Annotated in this window: 10 protein-coding genes; 9 read left to right on the top strand and 1 reads right to left on the bottom strand. The window is 33.3% G+C overall.

The annotated features are described in order from the left end of the window. Nucleotides 1-68: 68 nt before the first annotated feature. Entirely contained in the window at nt 69-965 is an 897-nt protein-coding gene (gldA, locus tag Q1W72_RS06545; RefSeq protein WP_099713578.1) for a gliding motility-associated ABC transporter ATP-binding subunit GldA, read from the bottom strand. A 148-nt stretch (nt 966-1,113) separates the two neighbouring features. Between gldA and Q1W72_RS06540 the strand changes: the two genes are divergently transcribed. From Q1W72_RS06540 to Q1W72_RS06500, 9 genes are all read left to right on the top strand, one after another. Further along, complete coding sequence (locus Q1W72_RS06540; protein ID WP_302137698.1) at nt 1,114-2,367, top strand: dicarboxylate/amino acid:cation symporter; 1,254 nt, start codon at nt 1,114-1,116, stop codon at nt 2,365-2,367. Nucleotides 2,368-2,801: 434 nt separating this feature from the next. Then, nucleotides 2,802-3,629, top strand: a complete 828-nt coding sequence (locus tag Q1W72_RS06535) for a prephenate dehydratase (protein ID WP_099713576.1) — start codon at nt 2,802-2,804, stop codon at nt 3,627-3,629. Beyond that, nucleotides 3,626-4,771, top strand: a complete 1,146-nt coding sequence (locus Q1W72_RS06530) for an aminotransferase class I/II-fold pyridoxal phosphate-dependent enzyme (RefSeq protein WP_099713575.1) — start codon at nt 3,626-3,628, stop codon at nt 4,769-4,771. The genes Q1W72_RS06535 and Q1W72_RS06530 overlap by 4 nt, the downstream gene beginning before the upstream one ends. 75 nt (nt 4,772-4,846) lie before the next feature. Continuing rightward, on the top strand, nt 4,847-5,704 hold the full coding sequence (locus Q1W72_RS06525) for a prephenate dehydrogenase (RefSeq protein WP_099713574.1): 858 nt from the start codon (nt 4,847-4,849) through the stop codon (nt 5,702-5,704). Between the two features lie 82 nt (nt 5,705-5,786). Continuing rightward, nucleotides 5,787-6,869 (top strand): bifunctional 3-deoxy-7-phosphoheptulonate synthase/chorismate mutase type II, encoded by a 1,083-nt coding sequence (locus Q1W72_RS06520; protein WP_099713573.1) that lies wholly within the window; start codon nt 5,787-5,789, stop codon nt 6,867-6,869. A 275-nt stretch (nt 6,870-7,144) separates the two neighbouring features. Further along, nucleotides 7,145-8,122, top strand: coding sequence for a ribosome small subunit-dependent GTPase A (rsgA, locus tag Q1W72_RS06515; RefSeq protein ID WP_099713572.1), 978 nt, complete (start codon nt 7,145-7,147; stop codon nt 8,120-8,122). 30 nt (nt 8,123-8,152) lie between these two features. Then, nucleotides 8,153-8,605, top strand: a complete 453-nt coding sequence (gene dtd / locus Q1W72_RS06510) for a D-aminoacyl-tRNA deacylase (protein ID WP_302137695.1) — start codon at nt 8,153-8,155, stop codon at nt 8,603-8,605. Nucleotides 8,606-8,652: 47 nt separating this feature from the next. Further along, nucleotides 8,653-10,563 carry a DUF3857 domain-containing protein gene (locus Q1W72_RS06505; protein ID WP_302137694.1) on the top strand — a complete coding sequence of 637 codons (1,911 nt, stop codon included), beginning with the start codon at nt 8,653-8,655 and terminating at the stop codon, nt 10,561-10,563. A 4-nt stretch (nt 10,564-10,567) separates the two neighbouring features. Beyond that, nucleotides 10,568-12,583: a DUF3857 domain-containing protein gene (locus tag Q1W72_RS06500; RefSeq protein WP_302137692.1), complete on the top strand. Its 2,016-nt coding sequence runs from the start codon at nt 10,568-10,570 to the stop codon at nt 12,581-12,583. The last annotated feature ends 36 nt before the right edge of the window (nt 12,584-12,619 follow it).

The raw sequence follows: 12,619 nt of genomic DNA, 5'->3' as shown, positions 1-12,619 counted from the left end.
TTCCCTAATCGTATTTTATAAAAAAGCTCGTTTAAAATCAAATTTAAACGAGCTTTTTTAGTTGTAAACTACTTCGTAATCTCTCTAAATACTGCCTCGAGGTTTTTATTTTTTTGATTCAGTTGAAGTGTTTTCAAACCATTGGCATTAGCAAAATCAAAAACAGCCGGTCGCATGTCTTTATCCGCTTTGAAAGTCAATTCCCAAATCATGTCGTGTGTATTCTTGTAAGAAACAAGATTTTCGATTTTGGCAATAGCTTGTTCCTCTATTTTATAATCAAATTCTACTTCGATAACTTGCTCCTTGTCTTCGGAAATTAAGTGGTCCAGTTTTTTATCGGTAACAATTTTGCCGTTATTGATGATAATAACGCGGTCACAAATGGCTTCGACTTCCTGCATAATGTGCGTAGAAAGGAAAACGGTTTTGTCTTTCCCTACGTTTTTAATCACATTACGAATTTCCATCAATTGATTTGGGTCTAAACCAGTTGTTGGTTCGTCAAGAATCAAAACATCCGGATTGTGTAATAAAGCATTGGCAAGACCTACACGCTGACGGTATCCTTTGGATAATTGTCCTATTTTTTTATGACTTTCGGTACTTAAACCTGTCAATTGAATTACTTCTTCAATGCGGGATTTGGCTACTTTGTACACATCTGCGTTAAAAGCCAAATATTCTCTCACATACAAATCCAAATACAACGGATTGTGTTCCGGTAAATAACCAATGGAAAGCTGAACGGCTTTTTGCTGTGTGTTTACATCGTTTCCATTTACGATAGCTGTACCTTCATCGGCATTGATATACGTTGTCAATATTTTCATTAAAGTCGATTTTCCGGCTCCATTTGGACCTAAAAAACCAACGATTTCCCCTTTATTAATGGAAAATGAAATCTTATCCAGTGCTTTTTGGGCACCGTAGCTTTTGGATATATTAGTAACTTCTATTGACATGGAATTTTATTTGTTGCAAAAGTAAACAGAAAAAGTATTGATTTATTGTTTTTTGTAACCCAATAGCTAAAAAGTCCTTTATCAAAGTTTTACAAAGCGAGATGATATTCTATTTTAGATTTATATATTTACCATAAACTATATAGATATGAATTTGAAAAATACACAATCAGGCAGTTTTCTGAAAAACTACAAAAGTATTTTATTGCTACTTGGCGGGATTCTGGCAGGAAGTATATTGGGTTTAGTTTTTGGGAAAGGAGTGGAAGTCATTAAACCTTTGGGCGATATATTTTTGAATTTATTGTTCACGGCAATTATCCCTTTGATTTTTTTTACGATTGCATCTTCGATTGCCAATTTAGAAAAATCAGAGAAATTGGGGAAGTTATTTGTAATCGTCATTGGCGTATTTTTAAGTACAGTATTGATTTCGGCCATTTTGATGATTGTTGGCGTATTGTTATTCCCTGTTCAGCAAGATATTATCATTTCCAAAATTCCATTGGAAACAATTCAGGAAAGTTCTACGGGTTCACAAATTACCCAGTTGCTTACTGCAAGTGACTTTTTTGAACTTTTATCTCGAAAAAATATGTTGGCGCTCATTATATTTTCTTTTTTAATAGGATTTGCCAGTTTGCATTCGGGAGAAAAAGGGAAAGATTTCAGTCGTTTCCTAAATTCAGGAAATGAAGTGATGAAGCAATTGTTACACATGATTATGAAAACGGCTCCAATAGGTTTGGGTGCTTATTTTGCGTATCAGGTTGGGATTTTTGGACCGCAATTATTTGGTGCTTACGCAAAACCTTTAGGGCTTTATTATGCAGTTTGTGCTTTTTACTTTGTCGTATTTTTTAGTTTGTATGCTTTTATCGCCGGAGGGAAATTAGGATTTAAAGTATTTTGGAAAAACAATATTACGCCTTCATTAACGGCATTGGGAACTTGCAGCAGCATTGCGACAATTCCGGCGAATCTTGAAGGCGCCGAAAAAATGAATATCCCGAGTCATATCAGGAATGTAGTTATTCCACTTGGCGCACCTTTGCACAAAGACGGTTCGAGTATGTTGTCCATTATAAAAATCGCGGTTATTTTTGCCATGTTTGGTAAAGATTTCACAGATCCTTATAATTTACTAGTGGCATTGGGAATTACAGTAATTGTTTCGGTAGTCGAGGGCGGAATTCCAAATGGAGGTTATATAGGTGAAATTCTAGCGATAACCGTTTATGGATTTCCTATGGAGCAAGCTTTACCAGCCGCGATGATTGTAGGAACCTTAGTAGATCCTATGGCGACCCTGTTGAATGCAAATGGAGATTTAGTTTCAGCGATGGTAGTTACCCGAATTGCAGAGGGAAAAAAATGGCTTTCGGCTAATTTAGCAGCTTAAACGCTTTTTTAGTTTGAATTAGTTGAAAAAAGCATTTAGAAATCAGTAATAAGAGATAGGTTAGAAGTCTCTTTTTTAGGTATTTTGCAATAATAAGCAGCTTTCACAAAGAATTCTTTTTTTGTTAAATAAAACAATAATTTTTTTTTGGTCGGTTTGAAATAAGCCCTACATTTGCAGTGTAAATATTAAATATAACACACAACATACAATGTCTAATAACCGTTTTTATTTTAGCAACACTTATTATTTCTTCTTTAGGAAGTAAGGGATTGTGCTATGGTTATTTGAAAACAAACAAACAAATAAAACTAATATACAATCCTGATGAAAATCAGGATTTTTTTTTGAATATAACTGAAATAAGATAAATGAAAATTGATATAATACGAATCAAAATTTCATTTTCAAATAGAAACAAATAATAACTTAGAATGAGAACTAAGATTGCAATACAAGGTATAAAAGGCTCTTTCCATCATCAGGTGGCACAGGATTATTACTATCAAAATGTTGAGGTAGATGAGTGTTTGTCTTTTGAAGAGTTAGTGGATAGTTTGCTTTCAGGAAAATCAGATCAGGCGGTTATGGCTATAGAAAACTCTATTGCAGGACCAATTATTCCGAATTATGCCTTGATTGATAAAAACAATTTACACATTATTGGAGAGCATTATTTAGATATTCATCAAAATTTAATGGCGCTAAAAGGGCAACAAATTGAGGATATTTTAGAAGTGCATTCACATCCAATGGCGTTATTGCAATGTATGGAGTTTTTGAAAAAGTATCCGGACATAAAATTAGTTGAAGATAAAGATACTGCCGAAACGGCTCGAAGAATACATCAACATCAGTTGAAAGGAATTGCTGCAATTGCGAGTAAAACGGCTTCTGAAATGTATGATTTAGAGATTTTGGCTCCGGAAATTCAGACGATAAATAATAACATGACACGATTTGTTATTATTAAAAAGGAGAACTCATTTGTTGATGAAAACGAAATAAACAGAGCTTCCATCAAATTTGAATTGGATCACAAACGCGGCAGTTTAGCGGCAGTTTTAAATGTGATGAGTGATTGTAAATTGAATTTAACCAAAATACAATCATTGCCAAAAATAGAAACGCCTTGGAAATATTCCTTTTTTGTGGATGTTACTTTCGAAAAATACGAAGATTATACTAAAGCAAAAGCATTACTGACCATTATGGCGGAATACTTTAAGGTTTTAGGCGAATATAAAAATACAAAACCATGATTACTACAGCGAAACGTCTGGATATAATTGAAGAATACTATTTCTCCTCAAAACTGAGAGAAGTAAGACAATTGGCTTCTGAGGGGAAACCAATTATTAATATGGGAATTGGAAGTCCGGATTTACAGCCATCACAAGCGGTTGTTGATGCAGTTGTTATGGCAATGCAAGATGAAAATGCGCATCAATACCAAAGTTATCAAGGATTGCCGGAATTACGACAAGGTATGGCTGATTTTTATCAGAATAACTTTCAAGTAGCGTTGAATCCAGCTAACGAAATTTTGCCTTTGATGGGTTCCAAAGAAGGAATCATGCATATTTCACTGGCTTTCTTGAATGAAGGAGATCAGGTACTGATTCCAAATCCAGGATATCCAACGTATACTTCGGTGACGAATTTAGTAGGGGCAGTGCCTGTTTATTATGACTTAAAAGAAGTAAATAATTGGGAACCTGATTTCGAAGCTTTGGAAAAACTGAATTTATCTAAAGTGAAAATCATGTGGATTGGTTATCCGCACATGCCAACAGGAGCAAGAGGAAGTTTGGAGTTGTTTTCAAAATTAGTGGCTTTTGCTAAAAAACATAACATTTTGTTAGTCAATGACAATCCGTATAGTTTTGTTTTGAATGACAATCCGATGAGTTTGTTACAAGTAGAAGGCGCCAAAGATGTGGCTTTAGAATTGAATTCTTTGAGTAAGACTTTTAACATGGCAGGCTGGAGAGTTGGAATGGTTTTAGGAAATGCAGCTTGTATTGATGCTGTTCTAAAAGTAAAAAGCAACATGGACAGCGGAATGTTCTACGGGATTCAAAAAGGAGCTATTGAAGCTTTGAAAAGTGACAAGACTTGGTTTGAATCGATGAATGCGATTTATAGAAAACGCAGAATTCTTACCGAACAACTAGCTGAGAAGTTGGGCTGTAAAGTATATAAAGAAGGAGTTGGATTATTTGTTTGGGCAAAGTTGCCAGACGGAATTACATCGGCAGAGAAATTTATTGATGAAATTTTATATGACAAATCTATTTTTATTACACCGGGGACCATTTTTGGTTCTAATGGAGAAGGATATATTCGATTTGCACTTTGTGTAAAAGAAGAAAAAATACAAGAAGCTATAAATAGATTTTAGATTGTTGATTAACGATTCTAGATTTCAGATTTTCCTTCAAGGTTTTTAAAACATTGTAGGTATAAAAATAAAACGATGAAAGTATTTGTAATAGGAATAGGATTAATTGGCGGTTCGATGGTATTGGACATTAAAACGCTGCATCCGGAAGCCAAAATTTATGGAATTGATAACAACGAAAGTCATTTGGCGGAAGCCTTAGCTTTAGGAGTTGTTGATGGAGCGGCAACATTTGATGATTTAGTTGATGCTGACTTTGTAATCGTTTCGGTTCCTGTTGATGTAGCATTGATTGTTTTGCCAAAAGTATTGGATGTTGTTGGGGACAATACGATTGTTTTTGAAGTAGGTTCTACAAAAACACCTATTTGTGAAGCAGTTGCCCATCATCCTAAAAGGAGAAATTTTATTGCTACGCATCCTATTGCAGGAACGGAGTTTTCAGGACCTTCGGCAGCGATAAAAGGGTTGTTTCAAGGGAAAACGAATATTATTTGTGAAGTAGAGAAAACAACTTTCAAATTACAGGAAAAGGCATTGAAACTTTTTACCGCTATGGGAATGAGAATCCGTTATATGGACCCGAAATCACATGATAAACACATTGCATATGTATCGCATTTATCGCATATCAGTGCCTTTATGTTGGGGAAAACGGTAATCAATAAAGAGAAAGACGAACAGGATATTTTTGATATGGCCGGTTCCGGTTTTGAAAGTACGGTTCGTTTAGCCAAAAGTTCGCCAGCAATGTGGACGCCAATTTTTAAACAAAACAGGAAGCAGGTTGTAAAAACATTGGATGAATACATTTCGAATTTATCAAAATTTAAAGAATTATTAGAAAAGGAAGATTACGATGCGATTTATAATGAAATGCAAAGTGTCAATAAAATAAAGGAAATATTAAACGGAATTAATGTAAAAAAATAGACCGTTTTTTGGGGCAGGCGCAGTCTCAGAAAACAGTTTCAAGAAGAAGAACAACACAATAAAAAAATAAAAATTAAAAAAGATGGAAAACAAGAAAGAAATGAGAAATTGGTTGAATGAATTCAATTTGACTCATCCATTTGTAATCGCAGGACCTTGTAGTGCTGAAACAGAAGAACAAGTATTGAAAATTGCACATGAATTGAAAGATTCGGATGTAAGTGTTTTTAGAGCAGGAATTTGGAAACCAAGAACGCGTCCGGGAGGATTTGAAGGTGTTGGGGAAATAGGATTGAAATGGTTGAAAAAAGCCAAAGAACAAACGGGATTGTTAATGGGAACAGAGGTAGCAAATGCTGCTCACGTAAAATTAGCTTTGGAGTATGATATTGATGTATTGTGGATTGGTGCAAGAACTACCGTAAATCCATTTGCAATGCAGGAAATTGCAGATGCTTTAGTAGGAACTAAAAAAATCGTATTGGTTAAGAATCCGGTAAATCCAGATTTGTCTTTATGGTTAGGTGGTGTTGAGCGTTTATACATGGCAGGAATTGAAAAATTAGGAGTAATTCACAGAGGTTTTTCTACTTACGAAAAAACAAAATACAGAAATATTCCAGAATGGCAGATTGCTATCGAATTACAAAATAAATTCCCTGATTTGCCTTTAATCATTGATCCGTCTCATATTACAGGAGATCGCAAAATGATTCTTGAAGTTACTCAAGAAGCTTTGGATTTGAATTATGATGGTATGATTATCGAAACACATTACGATCCGGACAATGCTTGGAGTGATGCTGCACAACAAGTTACGCCAGACGCTTTGAAACAAATCTTTATTGATTTGAAAGTTAGAAAAGTAAATGATGTATCGGATGAGTTTACTCAAAAAATGGCTAAGTTAAGAGCTAATATCGATGTTTTAGATGCTACTTTATTGGATTTATTAGGGAAGCGTATGAAAGTAGCAGACGAAATAGGTCAGGTGAAAAAAGATGCTAACGTTGCTGTATTGCAAAACAATCGTTGGAACGAAATTCTAGGAAAAATGATTTTAGAGGGTGAGAAAAAAGGATTGACTGAAGAGTTTGTACTTAAAATGTTCAAAGCTATTCACCAAGAAAGTATTGGTCACCAAGAAAAAGTATTGAACGCTTAAAATGATTTAAGAGTGTAGATTAACGATTTCTGATTTTAGATTTCGGTGATGAGAATTTAAATTTTATGAAGTCCCAAGACGTTATGTTTTGGGATTTTTTTGTTTTTAGAGTCTTCTAATGTCAAAAATCGAAAATCCTTTATCTTTGCAGAGCCTTAGATTTTAAATCTGAAATCTAAAATCGTTAATCTTCAATCAAAAATCCTTTATCTTTGCAAAGTCTTAGGTTTTAAATCAGAAATCTAAAATCGTTAATCTTCAATCAAAAATCCTAAATGACAGGACTCGTATACAAATCTACAGGAAGTTGGTACACCGTAAAATCCGAACAAGGTGATTTTATCGAATGCCGTATGAAAGGTAAATTCCGAATTAAAGGAATCAAAAGTACCAATCCTATTGCTGTGGGCGATGTTGTGGATTATGAACTCGAAGAAACATCAGACACGGTTACGGGAACCATTCATAAAATTCACGACAGGAAAAATTATATTGTACGTAAATCAGTGAATTTATCACATCAGATGCATATTATTGCGTCTAATATTGATCGGGTTTTCTTGTTAGTTACGATTAATAATCCGCCAACGACTTTTAATTTTATTGATCGTTTTCTGGTTACAGCCGAAGCATATAGAATTGAAACGATACTGGTTTTTAATAAAATAGACACTTTTGATGATGCCACGCTTGATGAACAATTGTACATGCAGCATGTGTATCAGGAAATAGGGTACAAATGTTTGCGCGTTTCTTCGACTGAAATGAAAGGAATTGAGGAGTTGAAAGAAATGATGATTGGCAAAGTGAGTATGTTCTCTGGGCATTCCGGTGTTGGAAAATCCACTTTGGTAAATGCAATGGAACCTTCTTTGCATTTAAAAACAAAAACGATTTCTGAAGCAAGTAAACAAGGACAGCATACAACTACTTTCGCCGAAATGTATGATTTGTCCTTTAATGCCAGAATCATCGATACACCAGGTATCAAAGGTTTTGGAATTGTAGACATGGAAAAAGAGGAAGTGAGTGGTTATTTTCCTGAGTTTTTTAAATTGAAAGACCAGTGTAAATTCAATAATTGTTTGCATAAAGACGAACCGCATTGCGCTATTAAAGCCGCATTGGAAAAAGACGAGATTGCTTGGTCTCGTTATAGAAGTTATCTTAAAATTCTGGAAGGCGATGATGAACATTATCGTACTGATATTCATAATGAAGATAGAATAATAAGTGATAAAACGAGGGAATAACAATATCAAAAATCAATTTCAATTTTAAAAATGAAAATAGTCCTTCAAAGAGTTTCCTCAGCATCCGTAACTATCGATAATAAAATTGTAGCCGATATCCAAAAAGGACTGTTGGTTTTAGTTGGTATTGAAGATGCCGATACTCAAGAAGATATAGATTGGCTTGTTAATAAGATAACTAACATCCGCATTTTTGGCGATGAAAACGATGTCATGAATTTATCCGTTAAAGACATTGACGGAGATATTATTGTGGTAAGCCAATTTACATTACATGCTTCTACCAAAAAAGGCAATCGTCCTTCCTATATAAAAGCTTCAAAACCAGAAGTTTCTATCCCATTGTACGAGAAATTTGTAAAAAAAATAGAAATTGAATTGGGAAAGAAAGTACAAACCGGAATCTTTGGTGCAGATATGAAAGTACTTTTGTTGAATGACGGTCCAGTAACGATAGTAATTGACAGTAAAAATAGAGATTAAGTTTTCTTTAATCGAAAAATTCTTATATTTTTGATAAAAAGAATTTTATGATTTTCAAATATGTTTCTTTCCTGTTTTTGTTTTTTACGTCTTTTATTTTTGCTCAAAAGATAGAATATAACTCTTTGAACATTTCCGATAGCTTAAAAGAAAATGCCAATGCTGTAGTTCGTTTGAATCAAATAGACATTGTTATTGCTTCACAAAGAAGCATGAGTATTACTACTAAAAGAGTGGTGACGGTTCTAAATGAAAAAGGTCTTAGTGCAATTGACGCTATTGAAAGTTATGATAAAAGGACCGATATTAGAAATATCGAAGCAACTGTTTATGATATTTTAGGAAAAGAAATAAAAAAAATTAAGCGTAAAGATTTTAAAGACCAAAGTTCCGGTGAAGGTGGTACCCTTTTTTCGGATAACCGTTATCTTTATTTAGATTATACTCCCGTCCAATATCCCTTTACAGTAGTTTTTGATAGCGAAATAGAAACTTCTACTACCGCTTTTATTCCGAAATGGTATCCTTCAAGTGATTATTTTGTAAGTGTCGAAAAAAGTATTTTGAATGTAAAATATCCTGATAATTTAGGTTTTAAGAAAATGGAATTCAATTTTTCTAATTCCAAAATTGATAAAACGATTGATACTGCAACGCAACTTTCATATACTGCTACCAATATTTTGGCTCAAAAACAAGAAGATTACAGTCCGGTTTATAATTCTGTTTTTCCAAAAGTGATGATGGGATTAGAGTTGTTTCATCTAGAGGGAGTAGACGGAAATGCAAAGACTTGGAAGGAGTTTGGACAATGGTATTCTGATAAAATTTTATCAGGAACAACTGATTTACCAGATGAAACCAAAATGAAAGTTAAGGCCCTTGTTGGCGATGAAAAAGACCCAATCAAGAAGGCAAAATTAATTTACAATTTTGTACAACAAAAAGTAAGATATATCAGTATTCAAGTTGGAATTGGCGGATGGAAACCTATGCTTGCTACTGATGTGGATCGTTTGGGATATGGAGATTGTAAAGCATTGACTAATTATACTAAGGCCTTATTGGATGTGGTAAATGTACCATCTTACTACACTATTCTCTATGGAGATAGAAAAAAACTAAGCATTCAGTCTGATTTTGTATCCATGCAAGGCAATCACGTTATTTTGTCTATTCCAAATGGGAATAATTATACTTGGTTAGAATGTACCAGTCAAGATGATCCCTTTGGATATCAGGGTACTTTTACAGATGACAGAGAGGTTTTGGTTATAAAACCGGATGGAGGAGAAATTGTTAGAACTAAAGTTTATGAAGATAATGGAAATACTCAAATAAGTAAGGGAACATATACTTTATCAGCAAATGGAGATTTCTCTGGAAAAATTACAATTGCTTCAGAAGGTTCACAATACAGTCAAAAAGCAGCTATTGAAAATGTACAGCCAACAGAAAAAGAAGCACATTATAAGGAATATTGGGAGAATATCAATAATTTGAAAATAAATAAAATATCATTTTCAAATGATAAAGATAAGATCCGGTTAACTGAAAATGTAGAAATTAATGCAGTGAATTATGGTAACTTTTTAGCGAATAAATTAATATTTGTGGTAAATGCTTTCAACCAGACAAATGCTAATATCAAGAGAATAAGAAACCGTAAAAATCCTTTAGAAATACAAAGAGGTTTTTTGGATGAAGATGAGATAACAATAACTCTTCCTTCAGGTTTTTCTACTGAATTTTTGCCTGATAATTATGAATTGAATAGTAAATTCGGGGAATATAAAACAGAGGTTGTAAAAAGAGATGCCTCTAATTTGGTTTATAAAAGAACCTTATTCGTTAAAAAAGGATTGTATTCGAACAAAGAATATGATGAGTATCGTCTTTTTATAGAACAGATTTCAAAAAATGATAATGCCAAAATTATTCTAACCCAAAACCAATAAAACCATGAAATGTAGCCAACTACTCATTATTCTTTTTTTTACTTTATTTTTTTTTAAAGGCAATGCACAAGAATTTAAATTAGGGAAAGTTTCAGTTGAGGAACTTCAGGAGAAAAATCATCCGAAAGATTCCAGCGCCGTTGCAGCTATCCTGTTCGAAAAAGGGGTAGTCGATTTTGAATATAGTCAAAATGATGGTTTTGTAATGATTACAGAAGTTACAACTCGTATTAAAATTTATAAAAAAGAGGGATACGATTGGGCAAATAAAGCAGTAAGATATTACATTGGTAGTAATGCGAAAGAAACGGTTTTTATCTCTGATGCTATTACTTATAATTTAATAAATGGTAAGATTGAGAAGACAAAACTAAAAAGTGATGGTGAGTTTGATGAAAAAGTTAATAAATATTGGGGACGAAAAAAAATCACTATGCCAAATGTAAAAGTAGGCTCAGTTGTTGAATTTAAATATAGAATGCGTTCATCCCGTTTTAGTGAATTAACAGAATGGAGTTTTCAATCCAGTATTCCTGTGAACTTCTCTGAATTTAAAACTTTTATACCAGAGTATTTTGTGTATAATCCAAATCTAAAGGGGTTTATTTCGCCTAAAATAACTACTGAAAAACACAATAAAATAATAAGTTATTCTTATCGACCAGAAGCAGAACCAGGAGAGAGTACAACTAGTTCTTCTTCACAAGAAAAGTTAGAATTTTCAGAAACTAGAACTGCTTATCTTGCAGAAAATCTTCCGGCAATGAAAGAGGAGGCCTATGTTAATAATATTGCAAACTATTCAACAAGTATATCCCATGAGCTTTCTGTAGTGAGATTCCCGAACCAACCTTATAAAACCTTGTCTACAGATTGGGCATCAGTAACTAAAACAATTTATGATTATGATGATTTTGGGCCTGAATTGAATAAAACAGGTTATTTTGAAGAAGATTTAAAGCTAGTTATAGCGGGATTAAATACACCGGAAGAAAAAATTACTGCAATATTGAATTACGTTAAAACCACAGTAAAATGGAATGATTATTATGGTTATTCCTGTAATGATGGGGTGAAAAAAGCATACAAAGACAAAACAGGTAATGTTGCTGAAATTAACTTAATGTTAACCGCTATGCTAAGGCATATAGGGCTTACTGCTAATCCAGTTTTGGTAAGTACGCGCTCAAATGGGATTGCACTGTTTCCTAATAGAACTGCTTTTAATTATGTAATCGCTGCAGTTGAAATGGCGAATGGTCTAGTGTTGCTTGATGCATCAGATAGATTTTCTACTCCAAATGTCTTGCCATTAAGAGCTCTGAATTGGGTTGGAAGATTAATACGGAAAGATGGCACTTCGATAGAAGTAGATTTAATGCCTAAAGCATCATCTAATGACGTAGTAGTTATGAACTATGAAATTGATGCCAATGGAAAGGTTTCAGGTGACTTGAAGCGCCAAAGAACAGATTATAACGCAATGATTTTTAGAGAAAAAGTTGTGGATTTAAAAGAGGATATTTATCTTGAAAAATTAGAGAATGAGAATAATAAAATTGAAATAAATGAATATTCAAGAACAAGTGAAAAAGATTTAAAAGCGCCAATTGTAGAAATGTTTTCATATTCAGGTTCGAATTTTAGCGAAATTATTGCAGGTAGTATTTATATAAATCCAATGTTGTTTTTTGCTGTAGAGCAAAATCCTTTCAAACAAGAAAATAGAGAATATCCAATAGATTATGGATTTCCTTTTATTGATAGATACAGTATAGCGATTAAAATTCCTGCTGGATATAAAGTAGAAACAATTCCTACTCCATTGCTTTTAAATATGCAGGACAATTTAGGCAGCTTTAAATTCATGATAAATGCATCAGGAAATTTGATTCAGTTAGTGATAGCTCATCAAATAAATACACCAATCATTACACCAGAGTATTATCCAATGTTAAAAGAGTTTTATCAAAAAATGATTGAAAAACAAAACGAGAAAATCGTACTTATAAAAGTGTAATTTTTAATAACAGCTCCTCAGAGTTTTAAATTCTAA

It is taken from the genome of Flavobacterium sp. ZE23DGlu08 (assembly GCF_030505335.1).
Lineage (GTDB): Bacteria > Bacteroidota > Bacteroidia > Flavobacteriales > Flavobacteriaceae > Flavobacterium > Flavobacterium algoritolerans.
The sequence above is the reverse complement of the archived record's forward strand: the minus strand, read 5'-3'. Positions and strand labels throughout refer to the sequence as shown.